14 protein-coding genes are annotated in these 16,707 nt (G+C 69.4%); 6 read left to right on the forward strand and 8 right to left on the reverse strand.

Translation table 11 applies throughout. The features are described from left to right. Window positions 1-13: 13 nt before the first annotated feature. Window positions 14-748, reverse strand: coding sequence for an anti-sigma factor domain-containing protein (locus ACIBMZ_RS23290; protein WP_396697089.1), 735 nt, complete (start codon window positions 746-748; stop codon window positions 14-16). Further along, complete coding sequence (gene sigK, locus ACIBMZ_RS23295) at window positions 745-1,365, reverse strand: ECF RNA polymerase sigma factor SigK (RefSeq protein WP_396697091.1); 621 nt, start codon at window positions 1,363-1,365, stop codon at window positions 745-747. Before sigK ends, ACIBMZ_RS23290 begins: the two co-directional genes overlap by 4 nt. A gap of 190 nt (window positions 1,366-1,555) precedes the next feature. Here sigK and ACIBMZ_RS23300 point away from each other — a divergent pair, with 190 nt between their 5' ends. The 3 genes from ACIBMZ_RS23300 to ACIBMZ_RS23310 all read left to right on the forward strand — a co-directional run bounded on the left by ACIBMZ_RS23300 (window position 1,556) and on the right by ACIBMZ_RS23310 (window position 4,903). After that, on the forward strand, window positions 1,556-3,331 hold the full coding sequence (locus ACIBMZ_RS23300; protein ID WP_396697093.1) for a serine/threonine-protein kinase: 1,776 nt from the start codon (window positions 1,556-1,558) through the stop codon (window positions 3,329-3,331). Between the two features lie 101 nt (window positions 3,332-3,432). Further along, window positions 3,433-4,224, forward strand: coding sequence for a hypothetical protein (locus ACIBMZ_RS23305; RefSeq protein ID WP_396697095.1), 792 nt, complete (start codon window positions 3,433-3,435; stop codon window positions 4,222-4,224). A gap of 13 nt (window positions 4,225-4,237) precedes the next feature. Beyond that, a complete protein-coding gene (locus ACIBMZ_RS23310) occupies window positions 4,238-4,903 on the forward strand; it encodes a class F sortase (protein WP_396697097.1) in 666 nt (221 codons plus the stop codon). A gap of 100 nt (window positions 4,904-5,003) precedes the next feature. On the opposite strand, the gene ACIBMZ_RS23315 is transcribed toward ACIBMZ_RS23310, so the two are convergent. From ACIBMZ_RS23315 to ACIBMZ_RS23325, 3 genes are all read right to left on the reverse strand, one after another. Further along, a complete protein-coding gene (locus ACIBMZ_RS23315) occupies window positions 5,004-6,179 on the reverse strand; it encodes a zinc-dependent alcohol dehydrogenase (RefSeq protein WP_396697099.1) in 1,176 nt (391 codons plus the stop codon). Beyond that, window positions 6,176-6,718 carry an SRPBCC family protein gene (locus ACIBMZ_RS23320; protein ID WP_396697101.1) on the reverse strand — a complete coding sequence of 181 codons (543 nt, stop codon included), beginning with the start codon at window positions 6,716-6,718 and terminating at the stop codon, window positions 6,176-6,178. The genes ACIBMZ_RS23315 and ACIBMZ_RS23320 overlap by 4 nt, the downstream gene beginning before the upstream one ends. A gap of 743 nt (window positions 6,719-7,461) precedes the next feature. Beyond that, window positions 7,462-8,043 carry a type 1 glutamine amidotransferase domain-containing protein gene (locus ACIBMZ_RS23325; protein WP_396697103.1) on the reverse strand — a complete coding sequence of 194 codons (582 nt, stop codon included), beginning with the start codon at window positions 8,041-8,043 and terminating at the stop codon, window positions 7,462-7,464. 231 nt (window positions 8,044-8,274) lie between these two features. Here ACIBMZ_RS23325 and ACIBMZ_RS23330 point away from each other — a divergent pair, with 231 nt between their 5' ends. Continuing rightward, a complete protein-coding gene (locus tag ACIBMZ_RS23330) occupies window positions 8,275-9,117 on the forward strand; it encodes an aldo/keto reductase (RefSeq protein ID WP_396697105.1) in 843 nt (280 codons plus the stop codon). 175 nt (window positions 9,118-9,292) lie between these two features. Here ACIBMZ_RS23330 and ACIBMZ_RS23335 read toward each other — a convergent pair whose 3' ends face one another. Beyond that, window positions 9,293-10,765: a condensation domain-containing protein gene (locus tag ACIBMZ_RS23335; RefSeq protein ID WP_396697107.1), complete on the reverse strand. Its 1,473-nt coding sequence runs from the start codon at window positions 10,763-10,765 to the stop codon at window positions 9,293-9,295. Between the two features lie 202 nt (window positions 10,766-10,967). On the opposite strand from ACIBMZ_RS23335, the gene ACIBMZ_RS23340 reads away from it, so the two are divergent. Continuing rightward, the gene (locus tag ACIBMZ_RS23340; protein ID WP_396697109.1) at window positions 10,968-12,227 is read left to right on the forward strand and encodes a glycosyltransferase; all 1,260 of its coding nucleotides are present in this window, start codon (window positions 10,968-10,970) and stop codon (window positions 12,225-12,227) included. 157 nt (window positions 12,228-12,384) lie between these two features. On the opposite strand, the gene ACIBMZ_RS23345 is transcribed toward ACIBMZ_RS23340, so the two are convergent. Both ACIBMZ_RS23345 and ACIBMZ_RS23350 read right to left on the reverse strand, forming a co-directional pair. Further along, window positions 12,385-14,163 (reverse strand): substrate-binding domain-containing protein, encoded by a 1,779-nt coding sequence (locus ACIBMZ_RS23345; RefSeq protein WP_396697110.1) that lies wholly within the window; start codon window positions 14,161-14,163, stop codon window positions 12,385-12,387. A gap of 89 nt (window positions 14,164-14,252) precedes the next feature. Beyond that, window positions 14,253-15,518: a serine/threonine-protein kinase gene (locus ACIBMZ_RS23350; RefSeq protein ID WP_396697113.1), complete on the reverse strand. Its 1,266-nt coding sequence runs from the start codon at window positions 15,516-15,518 to the stop codon at window positions 14,253-14,255. 447 nt (window positions 15,519-15,965) lie between these two features. Here ACIBMZ_RS23350 and ACIBMZ_RS23355 point away from each other — a divergent pair, with 447 nt between their 5' ends. Further along, window positions 15,966-16,703 (forward strand): GntR family transcriptional regulator, encoded by a 738-nt coding sequence (locus tag ACIBMZ_RS23355; protein ID WP_396697115.1) that lies wholly within the window; start codon window positions 15,966-15,968, stop codon window positions 16,701-16,703. The last annotated feature ends 4 nt before the right edge of the window (window positions 16,704-16,707 follow it).

The following is a 16,707-nucleotide window of genomic DNA, read 5'->3' on the forward strand; positions in this document are numbered from 1 at the left end:
AGTGCCGCCCCGATCACCGCAGCGCCACCTGGACGACGACGTCTGTCGGTGCGGGCGAGCCGGATGCGGGCTCGTTGGACACGCCGAACGCCGCGACGTCGGTCAGCGGGCCGACGAGGGTGGTCGTGGCCGTGCTTCCGGCGGGGAGCAGGCCGACCTCACGCGGTGCTCCGGCCGACGGGATCAGCCACAGTTGATAGGCCCGGCCGGCACCCGGATCGGGTAGCTCCCGCAGCACGGCAACTGCCTGGTCTCGCTGCGCGGACGACACCACGGTGGCGCTGCCGCCGCCGTCGACGGCCTCCTGGTGGACACGCGCGTCGCCGGCAGCGACCACCTCGGCGATCTGGCGGGTACGGTCGTCGACCGGCTGTTCCTGCCGATCGCGGTCGTCGACGACCGTCCAGGTGACGATGCTCGCGCCGGTCGCTGCGACGGCGGCAATCGAGGCGGCGGCGACCCACTGCCGCCATCGCGGCGTCGACGCGGTGCGGCGGCTCTCGACGGCGGTGACGCGTTCCTGCGGAGTCCGGGCCACCTGCGCCAGGGTCCGCTCTCTGAGTCCTGCGGGCAGCGCCGTGCCGTCGGGTGTGTCGTCGGCGAGTCGGGCGGCGGTCTCCCGCAGTTCGGCCACCTCCAGGCGGCAGGTGTCGCATTCGCTGAGGTGCCGCTCGAACCCGGCCCGTTCCACCTCGTCGACGGCATCGAGGGCGTACGCGCCGGCGAGGGTGTGGATGTCGCTGTTCATGCCCGCTCTCCCATCGTGACGCCGAGGCAGTCGCGCATCCGGATCAGTCCGTCCCGCATGCGTGTCTTCACCGTGGGTAGTGGTGTGTCCAGCCGCTCCGCGACCTCCCGGTAGGTGTAGCCGCCGTAGTAGGCCAGCGTCACCGCCTCGCGCTGCAGGTCGGTCAACCGCCCCAGGCACCGGCGGACCTGTTCCCGGTCCAGCCGGGCGCTGACCGCCTCGGCCACCTGGTCGTGTGGCACCTCCACGTCGGTCGCCGCGACGCGCTGCGTCCGGTCGGCCAGCGCCTGCTCCGAACGGACCCGGTCCACCGCCCGCCGGTGCGTCAGCGTCAACACCCAGGCCAGCCCGGATCCCCGTTCGGCGTCGAAGCGGGCTGCGGTACGCCACACCTGCACCATGACCTCCTGCGCGACCTCCTCGGCGAGCTGCGGGTCGCGCAGGATGCGGCGGGCCAGGCCGAGAACTCTGCCCGCCACCGCGTCGAACAAGTGGGCGAAGGCCGTCTCGTCGCCTCGCCCGACCTGTCGCAGCAGGTCTTCCACGCTCGGGGCTTGTGGCGGAGTCACCGACACCGGTCGCCATCGCCGAACCCGTTCAGGGCCCGATTCCGCCATCGTCTGTCCCCTCTCCGTGCGCGCATACCGCTCCCGTCTTGTTCGAGGCGGCATGCCCGATCGGATGGGTCGCCACCACATGCCGCACCATCGGTCGCGGCAGGGTCACTCTCCGCCACATTCTTCCTGATGGGCTCGACGTGACCTCGACACCCATCCGGCTGGCCACCGGCTACGAAGACGTCTCGTGATGGAGGATGCGCAGCTTATCGGGCGGTACCGGCTGATCCGATGCATCAGCCGGGGTGTCGCGGGCCGGTTGTGGCTGGCCCGGGACGAGTTGTTGGACCGCGACGTCGCGGTCAAGGAGGTGCTGTTCCGCGTCGGGCTGACCGAGCGGGAGGGTGCGGAGCTGCGGGAGCGGACCCTGCGGGAGGCGCAGGCGGCGGCCCAGTTGGTGCACCCGAACGTGGTGTGGGTCTACGACGTGATCACGGTCGAGGACCGGCCGTGGATCGTGATGCAGCACGTACCCTCACGATCCCTGCATCGGGTGCTCACCGACGACGGGCCGCTGCCGGTCGACGCCGTGGCGCGGATCGGCATCGAGTTGGTGGGGGCGTTGGGCGCCGCGCATCGGGCGGGGGTGCTGCACCGCGACGTCACCCCCCGCAACGTGCTCATCGCCCGCGACGGGCGGGCCCTGCTGGGAGGCTTCGGGTCCGCGGTGATCGAGGGCGAGGCGGCGGTCAGCCAGTCGTGGGGGATCACCACCTCGCCGCAGTACGTGGCACCGGAGCGGGTCCGCGACGGCGTCTCCTCGCCGGGGGCGGACCTGTGGGCGCTCGGAGCGACCCTGTACGCCGCCGTGGAGGGCCGCCCGCCCTACCGCCGATCCGGGCTGGTGCAGACGCTGATGGCGCTGGCCACCGATCCGCCGGACCGGATGCAGCGGGCCGGACCGCTCGCGCGGGTCATCGAGGGACTACTCGAACGGGACGTACGCCAGCGGATGGGTGCCGCCGAGGTGACCCGCAGGTTGCGGAAGATCACTGGGCCGATGGTGGCGCCGTCGTACCCGCACGCGAGAGGCGTCGCACCCGCCGGTGACCCTGGCCGCCAGCGGGGGCTGCCGGACGCCGCCCACGACGCGACCCGCACCCTGCCCACCACGTGGCCGGCCGACCGCACCCGGGTACTTGGTGCCGACACCGGGTCCGGCGACACGACGCAGGTGCCACCCGCGAGCGACACTCCGGCCGACCGAAGGACACCGGCGGCGCGGCTGCGAGCACTCGCCACGGCCGACGGTCGGACGGGCCTGCGCAGCGCGATGACCCTCGTGGCCGCGGTCGCGGCCCTGGCGGCGGGTAGCGGCCTGGCCGTGGTCGGTGCGCAGCGCACCCTCGACGGCTTCCACGGTGCCGTCACCGGAACCGGCGGCGGCACACCCGTCGGCGGCGGGCAGCCACCGGTCGGCACCTCGGCGAGCACGATCCCGGCGGCAGCGTGTCTGGCCCCACCTCAGCAACCACCTCGCGTGGTGTCCGAGGATGCGTCCGCACGCGGCGACCGTTCCGTGCCGCCGGACTGGTCGTGGCACGCCGACGAGGAGGGCTTCGGCATCGCGGTGCCACCAGGGTGGCTCCGCTTCACCGACGGTGACGTCGTCTGCCTCCAGGATCCACACCAGGACCGACTGCTGGCCGTGGACCTCACGGTGCGGAGACGGACGATCCCGAGCGATCACTGGAGCGCCGAGGCCGACCGCCTGACCGAGGCCGGCGCGCTGCCCGGCTACCTGAAGATCAGCATCGGCCCGCTGATCCGGCCCGGCGGCGCCGCCGAGTGGGAATACACCTGGGACAGCCCCGACGGCCAGCGGCAACACGCCCGCCGGCTGCTCGTCAACGGCACCGACCCAGGACAGGCGTACGCACTGACCTGGACAACCCCCGACGCCACCTGGACCGACAGCGAATCCGTCTACCGCGTCCTGTCCGGCAGCTTCCGCCGCTCCGCGTGAATGCCGGGCGGGATCGGACCCATCCGACCCTCGCGTCGCATCGAATACCCGCCGACGACATCCCGGTGCCGCCTCCGGGACCACCTGATAGGAGATCTGCCGTGAGACTGTCCCGTAGCCTGCTCGCCCTGCCCACGGTGGCACTGATCCTCGCCTTCCCCGGGACGGCGTATGCCGACGAAAGCGTCCAGGTGAAGCTGCTGGACCTCAACGAAACCGGCGCCACCGGCACCGCGACGCTGACCGCCACCAGCGGCGGCGACCTGAAGGTCCAGATCAGATCGCAGGGCATGACACCGAACTCGCCACACGCGCAGCACATCCACGGCGCGGCCAACGGCATGGACTTCCACTGCCCCGACAAGTCCGCCGACGCCGACGGCAACGGGTACGTCAGCACCGAGGAGGGCCTGAAGATGTACGGAGACATCTTCATCTCCCTCACCACCACCGGAGACACGACCAAGGCCAGCGGCCTGGCCGTGGACCGCATGCCCACCGCCGACGCCGACGGCAACCTGACCTACGAACGCACCATCCCGGCGGCGGAACTGCCCGCCGGGACCATCGAGCACCTCAAGGACCTGCACATCGTGCAGCACGGCATCGACGCCAACGGCAACGGCAAGTACGACATGGAGGCCCTCGGCGAGTCGACCTTCGCCAAATCGGTCGGAGTCGACGGCATCCCGGCCGAGGCCACCGACCCGGCCACCTGCGGCATGGTCAGCGGGGCCGCCGCCGGTTCCGTGCCCGCCGGCGGCGTCGCCACCGGCGACGGCAGCACCGGCCTCAGCACCGGAGCCCTCGGCCTGTACACGGCCGGCGGTATGGCGCTACTCGGCCTGACCGGCGTGGCCGTGACGCGTCGCCGCCTGGCCCGGCAGCGCTGACCCGGCAGACACGATGACCATCACCCGACCCGCGACACGTGGCAGTGGCCGCCGGAAACGCACGTCTCCGGCGGTCGCCGCCATCGTCACCGCGATCGCCGCCCTCGGCGCCGGCGCCTGCGCGTCCGGCGGTCAATCCACCGATGTCCCGCCGCCGACCGCCGACACCCCCGCCTCATCCGGCGGTCAGCGCGACGAACTCACCACCGGTCCACTGATGCCCAGCTCACCACCAACCCGGGTGTCCATCCCGTCGCTGAAGGTCAGCGCCCCGACCGTGCCGCTCGGCCTGCAAGCTGACGGCACCATGCAGGTGCCCGACAGCGCCACCGACGTCGGCTGGTACACCCGGGCACCCACTCCCGGCGCCCTCGGGCCCGCCGTACTCGCCGGCCACGTCGACTGGAGAGGCCACGACGGCAGCTTCCACGACCTCGCAGACCTCGTGCCGGGCGCCACCCTCACCGTCGACCGCGAAGACGGCAGCCGAGCCACGTTCACCGTCACCAAGAACCAACGGCACCCCAAGGACGACTTCCCCACCGAAGCCGTCTACGGACCCGTGGACCACGCCGCACTGCGGCTGATCACCTGCGGCGGCCCGTTCGACACCGAACGCGACAGTTACCGCGACAACATCATCGTCTACGCCACACTCACCCGCGCACACCCCGCATAGCCACCCCCGACCCTGACGCGCGCCGTGCTCCGGCCGCCTCCGCGCAGACGCGCGTCTGGGCACCACGGGACAGGCCGTGGTGCCCGGACGCGGCTCGTGGTCAGGGTTTGAGGACGACCTTCTCGCAGTTGTCCTGCTTGTTCTTGAAGATCTCGAAGCCGCGTTCCGCCTCGTCGAGCGGCAGGGTGTGGGTGATGACCCGGGCCGGATCGAGCTGGCCGCGTTCGATGCGCTCCAGCAGCGGCTTCATGTAGCGCTGCACGTGGCACTGACCGGTGCGCAGGGTCAGCGCCCGATTCATCCAGGCGCCGGCGGGGAACTTGTCGAGGAAGCCGCCGTACACGCCGATCACCGACACGATGCCGCCGCTGCGGCACGACGTGATCGCCTGCCGCAGCGCGTGCGGGCGCTCGGTCTCCGCACGGACTGCCTGCTTGACCCGGTCGTAGGCGTGGACGTGCGCGGCACCGTGGCTGGCCTCCATGCCGACCGCGTCGATGCACTTGTCCGGTCCCCGCCCGCCGGTCAGTTCCAACAGCCGCGACCGCACGTCGACCTCGTCGAAATTGATCGTCGTGTGGCCCGCCCGCTCGGCCATCTGTAGCCGGTACGGCTCCTTGTCGATGGCGATGACCTTCGCGGCGCCGAGCACCCGGGCGCTGTCCATGGCGAACTGGCCGACCGGGCCGGCACCCCACACCGCCACCACGTCGGTGGGCTGGATGTCACACATCTCGGCACCCATGTAGCCGGTGGGCAGGATGTCCGAGAGGAACAGCACCTGCTCGTCGGTCAGATCGGACTCGATCTTCAGTGGACCGACGTCGGCGAACGGCACCCGCGCGTACTGTGCCTGACCGCCGGCGAATCCGCCGGTCAGATGCGAGTAGCCGAAGATCCCGGCGACGGGGTGACCGAACATCTTCTCCGCGATCCCGGCATTCGGGTTGGAATTCTCGCAGCAGGAGTACAGCTCGGCGGCGCAGGCGCCGCACGCGCCGCAGGCGATCGGGAAGGGAACGACGACCCGGTCCCCGACGCGCAGCCGAGCGGGGTCGACGCCCCGGCCGACCTCGATCACTTCGCCCATGAACTCGTGCCCCATGACGTCGCCGTTCTGCATCGTGGGCACGTAACCATCGACCAGATGCAGGTCGGAGCCACAGATCGCGGTGGAGGTGATCCGTACGATGGCGTCGCGCTCGTTCAGGAGCCTGGGATCCGGTACGTCACGGACCTTCACCTTGTTTCGGCCCACCCAGGTGTTCGCCCTCACGCGTCCGCTCCCTTCGCGAGGTCGGAATCCGACGGCGGTTGCGCCGGACGCTGCGGGAACTCCTTGCGGGCCCGCTTGCCCCACGGGGCGCCCTCGGATCGGACCACCTGGCCGGTCTCCAGGGCCTGCTTGAGTCGGCGCAGGTCGTCGTCGAGCTGCTGGTGTGGCTCCTCGCCGAAGTACCTGGCCACCGCCTTGCCGACCGCGCCGCCCGGGATGTCGTACGACATGACGATGTGCACCTCGGTGCTGACACCGTCCGGGGCGGGCATGAACCGGACCGTGCCGGAGTTCGGCACGTCGGCGTCGCCGGTCGACCGCCACGCGATCTTCTCACCGGCCACCTCGTCGACGATCTCCGCGTCCCACTGGACGTTCTTGCCGAACGGCGCACTGGCGGACCAATGGCTCGTACGGTCACCGGTGGTGCGGATCTCCTCCAGGTGGGCCATGAACGTCGGGAGGTTGTCGAGGTCGCGCCAGTACGCGTAGACCTCCGGCGGAGGTTTGCGGATGGTCGTCGTGGCTGTCAGCTCCATGAATCCTCCTTCGCGCGAGCCCCGTGCCGGCCGCCCTGACGACCGGGTCGCCTGCGCGGCTGTCAGCAGGTCGACCACCGTGATTCCGACTATCGCGCCCGTGACACCGATGAGGCGGCGCCGGCGGCGCCCGTCGCGGTGAGCGATGGCAATTCCGAGCGCGGCCAGGTCCATCGCATCGCCCATGACCCGCGTCCACGCCCAGATTCCCTTTCGCCGGCTCGTCAGGAGCCCGGCCGCGTGTACCAGCTCCCGCGCCCCGACCAGCCGCACCACCGCCCGGGACGTCGAGGAGTCGTCCACGCCGCTGATCCGGCGCACCGTCTCCGGCGCCGCCAGCTGAGCCACGCCCAAACCCAGACTCACCCAGCCGAGCCCGCGTCCCCGCCGTTGGACCTCGTCCTGCCTGGTCTTGATTGCCTCTCCGGTTGCTGGTCGCGTCACCGGTAGCCTCCGCATCCGGTCGTACCCCGGCCGAGCATTCGACGACGGTCCGGGGCACGACCCGTAGGGGCGGGGGATACCCCTCGGAAACCACCTCACGCCGCTCATCGGCCGCTGCGTGGTACGGCGGCGATCCGGTGCCGCTGCTCGACACGATGCCGTGGCCGCGATGGCCATGATGGGTGTGGGGATCTGCGTCGACCAGCCGCGCCCCGGCCAAGCGGTGGCACACCGGCCGGCGGGTGACCGCCGCAGGGCTCAGGTCCGGCCTGGCTCTCTCGACCCTGAGCCCCACCGGGTCAGGCCGTCGCCATGTGGCGGACGTCTTCGCCTTGGGCGAACTGCTCGACCATCGTGGCGCAGAAGGCCGGAAGGTCGCTGGGATTGCGGCTGGTGACCAGTCCGCTGTCGACCTGGACCTGCTTATCCACCCAGGTCCCGCCGGCGTTGCGGATGTCGGTGCGCAGGCTGGGAAACGAGGTGACGGTCCGGCCGTTGACCATTCCGGTCTCGACCAACGACCAGGGTCCGTGGCAGATCGCTGCCACCGGCTTCTGTTGCTGGAAGAACGCCCGGACGAAGTCCATCGCCGGTGGGCTCATCCGGAGCCGGTCGGGGTTGACCGTCCCGCCCGGCAGCAACAGGGCGTCGTAGTCGGCCGGATCGGCCTCGTCCACGGTCCGGTCCACCCGATAGCGGTTGGCCGGATCGATGTCCTGGTTCATCGACTGGATCTCGCCGGACTGCAACGAGATCAGGTGGACCTCGGCCCCGGCCTGCTCCGCGGCGGCCCGGGACTGGGCGTACTCCACATCCTCCACCCCATCGGCGGCGAGGCACGCGACCCGCTTGCCAGCCAGTGGCTGCTGACCCTGCGCCATCTCTGCGGCCCTCCCTTCGCGGCACCGCCCCTCGGCGGCGCATCGATCGAACGTCGTCGCCTTCCCGGTGCGGGCATGGGCAAACGGACCAGCGAACGTCAGTCGAGGCCGCAAGTGCGTCCCCCTGCGCCCTCTGCACAGCGGAGAAGGTCCGCGCCACGAGGTGTGCTGCCTGCCGCAGCGGGTAACGCAGGCAACCCACTGGTACCCATGCTCCGGGAAGGTCACGACATGACCCTCGCTGCCGACGCGATCGAGTTGCCGTCCGGCCAGACGATGCCCGTGCTCGGCCAGGGCACCTGGTACCTGGGCGAGCACCCCGAGAGGCGACAGGACGAGATAGCCGCCCTACGCACCGGGCTCGACCTGGGCATGACAATGATCGACACTGCCGAGATGTACGGTGACGGCGCCGCCGAGGAACTCGTCGGCGAGGCGATCGTCGGACGACGCGCCGACGTCTTCCTGGTCGACAAGGTGCTTCCGTCCCACGCCAGCCGACGGGGTACCGTGCAGGCCTGCCGCCGTAGCATGCAACGACTCGGCGTCGACCACATCGACCTCTACCTGCTGCACTGGCGTGGCACGAATCCACTCGCGGAGACGATCGAGGCGTTCGCCGAACTCGTCGACGCCGGCGACATCGGGCAGTGGGGCGTGAGCAACTTCGATCTCTCCGACATGACGGAGCTCTTCGAAGCAGGTGGCAGCGCCTGCGCGACCAACCAGATCCTGTACAACCTCACCCGGCGCGGTCCCGAGTACGACCTGCTGCCGTGGCTACGTGAGCACCACATCCCGGTGATGGCGTACTCGCCGATCGAGCAGGGCCGACTACTCGGCCACCCTCAAGTCGCCGAGACCGCCGCCCGGCACGGGGTCACCCCCGCTCAGGTGGCGCTGGCCTGGCTGTTGCGGCAGGCGAGGGTCGCGGCCATCCCTCGGTCGTCCAAGCCCGCACACACCCGGGAGAACGCGGAAGCGCGCGACCTGCGACTGAGCGAGGAGGACGTGGCGGCACTCGACACGGCGTTCCCGCCGCCGGCCGAACCGCAGCCGCTGGAGATGTTGTAGCGTCGCCGACCGTTTCGGTGGACGGCGCTGGTCGAGGTCGGCGGCCCGCTGTCCTTCTCCACCACCACGGGTGTCGAGGCCACCCGGCGGTGACGGGGGAGGGGTCGGAGATGGCGAGGTCAGCAGATGTCCGCGATGAGAGTCATCCGGTCGACCGCCGTTGCCCGGTGGGCGGTCAGGCCGTTTCCGTCAGTTCCGCGAGCGTGTCGGCGATGGCATGCTGATAGTCGGACATGGCCTGTCGGCACTGTGGCGTATCCGCGATGATCCGGTTCAGATGGATGCCGGAGGAGTTTCGATAGAACCACATGTTGCCGGTGTTGGTGTGGGACGCCTGTGGGATCGTGGTGGGTCGCCAGACGTCGTACTCGGACGCGTTCGGCATCTTCCGGTAGTCGATGAAAGAGAAGAAGTTGACCGGAAACGGCCATGTGCGCAGATGGTAGTACTGCGGTGCGAGTAACTCCCACGCCTTGACGAATGGCACGTCCACATGCCTGATCAAGGAGTGGAAACCGGTGCGTACGGAGTCGAGTATCTCCGGGAAGGAGAGCGATTCTGAGATCGGGAAGGTGATCGGCATGGTGTTGACGAACCAGCCGAAAGACTCGCGCCACCGGGGGTCGCGCCGTTCGCTGATCGGCAGAAAACCGTGGTACGTCGTCGCGCCGGACACCCGTCGTAATGCGATTCCCACCGCCGCCAGAAGTCCCATGAAGAGCTTTCCGCCGTGTTGTGCGCACAGGTGCTCGAACGCCGTCGCATCCTCGTCGTCCAGCAGACGGACCGTGAGGTTTCGGGCCGGATACATGCGACCAGGCTCGACGCCTAGGTCAAGGGGGATCGGGGGAAACAGTCCGCCGGACTCGTCGATGAAGGATCTCCAGTACGCCAACTCCGGACCATCCGCTGCTATCCCGGAATATCGCCCTCGTTGTGACTCGGCGAAATCCAGATAGCTGCCTGCGGGCTCGGTAGGGAGCTGTTCACCTGCGGCGAGGGCAGCGTACGACCGCTGAATGTCGTCGACCGCGACCGTGAGGGATATCCCGTCACACACGATGTGATCGAACGCCAGGAAGACGGTGGAGTGATCACCGCCGACCACGACACCCATGCGGAAGAGCGGCCACGTCAGGGTGTTGATCGTCTCGTTGAACGTCGTCTCCAGGTGGCTGAGCGCGGCAGCCGCTGTCCTCTCGCCCACGTCGGTGTGCTCCAACACGATGTCAGCCGGTGACATGACGTCGCACCGCAGGCCGCCGACCAGGTGCTCGAAGCCGCACCGCAGAACCTCGTGGCGTTCGACGAAGCGGTGCAGGGCAGCCTCCAGCGTGGTCAGGTCGACCTGACCGGGAATCTGGAAGGTCATCGCTACCCAGTAGTCCTCGGAAGCGTGCTCCCGGCGGGCGGAGACCGCTGCCATGAAGTGCTTCTCTTGATTGAAGGAGGCAGCTTTCGTGCCAAGGGTGACGGGGTCGAGCGTTTCCGGTGCACGCAACCGCCACTCATGAATGTGTCCGGGCGTCAAGTCGAGATCCGAGAGTGGGATTTGCCGCACCTCAGTCCACCAATCTGGGTCGAAGAAACAGGTAGGAAACATCCGACCGGAGATTGCCCTTGCAGCGTCCGACTGACTTTCAGTCACTAGCGCCGAGTGTATCCGCGAGCCGTCCGTATGCCTCCTTCCTCGCCGCCGGTTTCGGACGATAAGACCGGGTTCGCACAATTGGCGGGTGACGGGCTGTGGAAATTCCATCAAAAGAAGAGTGGTGGGCCGGTTGTTGCCGGATGAGAGGGTGGAAGTCGTAACGTGGAAACCGGTTGCGAGTCAAGCAGAGAGCCGGACGATGATATTGGTATTGGTGACACTCGGGTCACGGGGAGATGTGGCTCCCTTCGTCGCACTCGGGCAGGCGCTCGTCGAAGCAGGACACGAAGTCCGGCTGGTCACCCAGAGCGAGTTCGGCAGCCTCGGCCGGAACACGGGTGTCGGCCTGCGGCTGATCGACATGGACGACAGCCGAGAGCTCCTCGGCCTGCCCGCAGCTCGCGCGGCCCTACGAAGAAACTACGACCCACTGGCGATAGCACGACTGATGTCGGCGCTGGCACCGCAGTTCGAGCGCGTCTACCGAGTCACGCTCGCCGCCGCAAGAGACGCGGACGCGGTGCTCTGCCACCCGATGACGTTCCCCGCCCTCGACGTGGCCGACCGGCTGCGGCTGCCCGTCATCCAAGTGCACCATGTGCCCGCAGTTCCGACCCGCGCGTTCCCCTGCGCCCTCGGGCATCGTATCGGCCACACGCTGGGGCCCGTCGCCAACCGGCTTTCGTACTCCGCCGACGGCTGGCTCGCGTGGGGTCTGACCGGAAGGATCATGAACCGGCTCGGCGGCGACATCCTCAACCGTCCGCCGATCTCCACCCGGCAGGCCCTGACCCTCCGGCGCCGACGAGCTGGAGTGGTCGTCGGCGTGAGCCCGCAGGTCCTGCCGCGCCCCGCAGACTGGCCGGCCGACGTGGTGACCACCGGCTACCTACGGACCGCCGCCCGAGAAGGCGTCCCGCTGGACTCCGCAACCCGTCGGTTCCTGGCAGACGGTGCTCCGCCGGTGCTGGTCACACTCGGCTCGACGCCGGTGCCGAACCCGGAAAGGACCAGTCGGATCATGGTTTCTGCCGCTCGCGCTGCGGGACTACGGATCATCCTGCAGCGCGGCGTCGCAGGGCTCGACCACACCGATGATCCCCATTCCCTTCACGTGGTCGACCAACTCGACTACGACCAGATCCTCCGTCAGGTCGCGGCAGTCGTGCATCACGGTGGGGCAGGCACCCTCGCCCAGGTCCTGACCCATGGCAAACCGTCACTCGTCCTGCCCAGCTTCGCCGACCAGTTCTTCTGGGCACACCGCGTGCCCGCCATCGGCGCCGGCCCCCGGCCGCTGCCCCTGAAGTCGCTCACCGAGGTCACACTGACGCGACGACTCCGGGAACTGGCTGACGATCCCCGCTACGCATCCCGCGCTCAAGCGATCGGCGCAAGGATCAGCGAAGAGGACGGTCCGCGCAACGCCACCACGGCGATCAACGGCTTCCTGGCGTGACGCCGACACCGCGCCCACGACGACGGCGCAAACGTCCACCACGGCGAGCTGCTCACGACCCACGGCCGCAAAGGCAAAGGCGAGGTCGGCGTGTCGGCCTTGGCGAGGCCCGATCCGCGTCACGGTCGCACCGGCCCGGTGCGGGCCAGGGAGTACGTCAGAAGCTGCTGACCAGCTTCACGAACGCCTCGTCGATCGTGGCGGGATCGGTGGCGTCGTAGGCCTTGCCCGACGATGCCTTGGCGATCTTGTCCAGGGTGGCGAAGTCCGACTCCCGGTCGAAGGCGATGCAGAACACCTTCACCGGACGCTGCGGATCCAGGGCGACCTCGTCGAGCAGGCGGGCCAGGTCGTTGTCCTTGGTGTACTCGTTCTTGCCGTCGGTCAGCACGACGATCGCGTTGATCCGCTGCGGGTCGTACCGGTCGAGCAGCTCCCGGTGGGCGGCCCGGACCGTCGCGTAGAGCGCGGTGCCGCCCTCGACGTGCAAGTCGTCGATCTTGCGGGTGAGCCGCTTCTGGTCGAACGCGCCGAGCGGAACCTCCTCGCGGTAGGGGCTCTGCGGCCGTTTCGAGGTCTCCGAGGAGAAAGACCAGAGCCCCACCCGGTCTTCGCTGTTGAGCAACGCGAGGCCCTTGCCCGCCGCCGCCGAGGCGACCTGGAAACGGGTACGCGTGCCGATCATGGCCTGCATCGACCCCGACGTGTCCAGGGCGATCAGGATGTTGGCCTTCTTGCGGAGGGTGCGCCAACCGTCCAACATCGCACCGACCACCTGCGGGTCCGGGGGCTCGAAGTACGTCAGCCCGCCGGTCGGCTCGTCGCCGACGCTGGCAAGCAGCTCCGCCGAGGCGCGGCGTTCGTGGTCCCGGAAACCGAGGCGGGTGAAGCTCTCCTGCTGGGCGTCCTCGGTCAGAAAGGCATGGAAGTCGGCTGCTGCCGCGCGCTGCCGCTCATCGGCGGAGGGCAGCACCACGAATGGATGGTCCAGGTTGAACGTGCCCTCCTTGGGGTGGACGGCGACCAGTGGGACGTTCGGACGGCGGCCCCGCTCCTGCCCGTCCTGCCGAGGGCTCAACGCACCCGTGTTGTAGAGGTCCACCAGTTCCTCCTGCAGGACGATGGCACTCATGTCGTCCGTACGGCCTGCCAGGTCCGCCTCGGCGAGGCTGCGCAGCAGGTCCACCGAGTCGTCGCTGTAGTGCGCCACGTTGGCCTCGATCCGCCGCACGAACTGGGTGACAGCGGGTTTGGCCAGGTCGGATCGGGTCAGGTCGCTGGACCGTTGCACCGCCGCGTAGTAGGTGGCGATGGTCGCCGCCAGCCCGGAGGTGGACAGGTTCGGGTTGTCCTTGCCGAACGTGAACCGGCCCCATTCCGGCTTGCCGAAGCCCGCCCACCCGTCCCGCCCGGACAGGCCCAGGATCTCTCCCCAACCCAGCGGCCCGCGCTGGCGTACCAGCTCGGCCTTGGGCTGCGGCATCGCGATCACCAGCGGGCTGTTGGCGATCGACGGGTAGCGGTCCGGTGTCTGCGGTGCCCGCCCGGCGGCCTGGTCGAGCAGCCGGAGCTGACCGGTCCACAGACTCGACGTCGGCAGCCAGACCTGCGGTTGCGGCAGGCCGGTGTCAGCCCATCCGGTGGCCAGCGCCTCGGTGGCCTTCCCCGAGTTCAACGCGCTGACGTGCACCTGGGCGCAACCGCCGTCGACCGACCGGGTGCTGCGGTTGTAGCGCTCGGCCAGGTCGACCAGCAGCGCCGCCTTCTCCGTGGAGGAGTTGACCTGGAGGGCAATGTCGCAGTCGGTACGGGGTCCGTCGTCGCCCGCCTCGCGCTGTTGCACGAACACGAACGCCCCGACGATGACCACCAGCCCGGCAGTGAAGGCGGCGGTGTAGGGCAACCACTGCCGCGTACGCGTAGCGGATGGGGTCATCGGGACGTCCTCCTCAGCATGCGGCTGGTGGCAGTCAACCTATCGATCCGGCGCCAGCCGGCCTCCCAGGCACCCCACACCGTAGCGAGTCACCCGTGGTCGGACCGTCCCCCGACCGCCACGGCGACGAGTAGCCGCACCAGGTAGACCACGACGAAGGTGACCGCCCCGGCCGCGGCGGCCGGACCGATCGCGCTCGACGCGATGTAGCCGGCGGCGGCGCCCACCGCACCGAGGAAGAGTGCGGTCGAGATGCCCCAGGCGTCCGAAGCCTCGTGACGCAGCCGCCGTAACGCGCCCTCAGGCTCGGCACCGACGCCGGGCTCCCGCACCGGAAGGTGTGCCGGCTGCGACGGCCGGGCCTGGGCCGGCACCGTCGGCTGGGTCGGAGTCTGCGGCAACGTCGGGCGTGGCTGCGGTGTCGTCGGCGTGATGTGGGGGAGCGGGTGGTTCGGTGTCGGCGCGCCCGCTGTCTCGTTGCCGACCTCGAGCAGGTTCTCCCGACGTAGTGGTGTGGTGATTGTGGCGTCCTGTCGGAGCAGCCGCACCAGCACACGTTCGGCATCCGGCCGATCCGCCGGATCCTTGGCCAGGCACTCCCGAATCAGCTCCTCCAGCGCGGCCGGAAACGTGGGCAGCTCGGGTGGGTCGTGCAGCACTCGGTGCATCACCGCGAAGAGCGAATCGTTGCCGAACGGCGGCTGACCGCCGGCAGCGAAGGCGATCGTGGCCGCCCAGGCGAAGACGTCGCAGGGCGGACCGACCGCGTCGTTGCGGAACCGCTCCGGCGCCATGTACGCGGTGGTCCCCATGACTCGGCTGGACGCGGTCTCGGTGACTCCCAACGCGCGTGCGATGCCGAAGTCGATCACCCGAGGACCGTCCTTGCCGAGCACGACATTGTCCGGCTTCAGATCGCAGTGCACCACGCCGGCACCGTGGATCGCGGCGAGCGCGGTGACCGTGCCGACCGCGAGCCGGTGCAGGGCGTTACCGGTCACCGGGCCGTGCTCTCGGACGTGTCGGTGCAGGGTGGGACCCTCGATGAACTCACTGACCACATAGGGCTGCTCGCCGTCCAGTTCGGCGAAGAGAACCTGCGCGGTGCAGAACGGAGCGACCCGGCGTGCGGCGGCGATCTCCTTCACGAACTGCGACCGCGCCCGTGGATCGCTCAGATCGACGTTGATCATCTTGACCGCGACCCGGTCACCGGCGTCGTCCTCACCGAGATAGACGACCCCCTGTCCACCCGCGCCCAGCCGGCCGACCAGGCGATACGGGCCGGCGGTGACCGGATCGTGGGTCCACAGCTTCGTCAAGCCCGGCACCGGGGTGCCGGCCAGTTCTGACATCCCGACTCCATCAGCGTCGTGCCCGGCCACTGGCGGCGCAGGACACGGGTATCGTGCCATGCCCGCCGTCGGTGACCGAGAACGTCGGACCACGGGCTTCGGTTGATCGGCAGACTCCGGTTCGGTGTCGGCGTCGCGAAGTGCGACCAGCGCCATCGACCGGAATGAGCAGCGCCCGCTCGGCTGTCGACCCCGCACACTTGACGCCGCCGAGTGTCTGCGGGATGGCGGCTCGTGCGCGTCGCGGCGGCGTGCCGGACTTGGGCGTGGCTCGGTGTCGCTCACCCGCTCACACTGCGTCTACCAGGGGATTCGCGTCCAGAAACAGCCTGCGCCGGGCCTCTTGACGGGTCATTCATGTTACGGCTACGTTTCCGTCTACCGTACACCGTCGACGATAAGTCGCCGGACTTCATCGAGTCCGGGCCCCCTCCGGAAGGTTGTCGCATGGTCAACTCGGCCGAATCCGCATCGTCCGTCGCCGCGCTGCGCGTGCCCCAGAAGGTCGTGCTCAGCGAGTCGACCTACGACGTGCTGCGGACGGCGATTCTGGACGGCACACTGCCGCCGGGCACCCGGATCGTGGAAGAGTCACTGGCCCGGCGACTCGGCGTCAGCCGTGCACCACTGCGCGAGGCCATCTGGCTGCTCAAGCGGGACGGCCTGCTCGTCGAGGAGTCCGCGCGTACCACCCGCGTCGTCCAGTTGACCGAGGACGACGTTCATGAACTGCACATGGTCCGTACCGTGCTGGAGACCCTGGCCTACCAGCAGGCGTCACCACGGCTGCAACCGTCCGACGTCTCCGACCTCGAGGATCTGATCTCTCAGATGCACGAGGCATCCGCGGCCGGTGACACCCGCCGGATCGCCGACCTGGACTACCGGTTCCACCGCACCCTCTGCGCGCCGTGCGGCCTGCCCCGGATCATGAAGGCCTGGGACGAGCAGCACGTGCTTTTCCGACTGTGGCTCAACATGGTCGGTCCGACGCTGGGCGTGCAGGACATCGCGGAGTCGCACCGGATCCTGCTCGACGTGGTGCGCGGCGGTGACGCCGAAGCCATCTCCGAGCAGGTGATCCACCACGTCTACCTGGTCGGCGGCGTGATGGCCGACCAGCGCAGCCGCTGGGCGGCCGCCCAGCCCCGTCTCTACTTCCCCCAGGGCGTCCCGGGCGCCTGAGCCC

Origin of the sequence: Micromonospora sp. NPDC049900 (assembly GCF_044461025.1) — a bacterium.
Taxonomy (GTDB): Bacteria; Actinomycetota; Actinomycetes; order Mycobacteriales; family Micromonosporaceae; genus Micromonospora.

Bases quoted from the DNA above. Each gene is read 5' to 3' on its own strand.
- ACIBMZ_RS23320 (WP_396697101.1), bottom strand. From the start codon at position 6,718: ATGGAGCTGACAGCCACGACGACCATCCGCAAACCTCCGCCGGAGGTC.
- ACIBMZ_RS23355 (WP_396697115.1), top strand. From the start codon at position 15,966: ATGGTCAACTCGGCCGAATCCGCATCGTCCGTCGCCGCGCTGCGCGTG.
- ACIBMZ_RS23325 (WP_396697103.1), bottom strand. From the start codon at position 8,043: ATGGCGCAGGGTCAGCAGCCACTGGCTGGCAAGCGGGTCGCGTGCCTC.
- ACIBMZ_RS23340 (WP_396697109.1), top strand. From the start codon at position 10,968: ATGATATTGGTATTGGTGACACTCGGGTCACGGGGAGATGTGGCTCCC.
- sigK (WP_396697091.1), bottom strand. From the start codon at position 1,365: ATGGCGGAATCGGGCCCTGAACGGGTTCGGCGATGGCGACCGGTGTCG.
- ACIBMZ_RS23290 (WP_396697089.1), bottom strand. From the start codon at position 748: ATGAACAGCGACATCCACACCCTCGCCGGCGCGTACGCCCTCGATGCC.
- ACIBMZ_RS23300 (WP_396697093.1), top strand. From the start codon at position 1,556: ATGGAGGATGCGCAGCTTATCGGGCGGTACCGGCTGATCCGATGCATC.
- ACIBMZ_RS23350 (WP_396697113.1), bottom strand. From the start codon at position 15,518: ATGTCAGAACTGGCCGGCACCCCGGTGCCGGGCTTGACGAAGCTGTGG.
- ACIBMZ_RS23330 (WP_396697105.1), top strand. From the start codon at position 8,275: ATGACCCTCGCTGCCGACGCGATCGAGTTGCCGTCCGGCCAGACGATG.
- ACIBMZ_RS23310 (WP_396697097.1), top strand. From the start codon at position 4,238: ATGACCATCACCCGACCCGCGACACGTGGCAGTGGCCGCCGGAAACGC.
- ACIBMZ_RS23345 (WP_396697110.1), bottom strand. From the start codon at position 14,163: ATGACCCCATCCGCTACGCGTACGCGGCAGTGGTTGCCCTACACCGCC.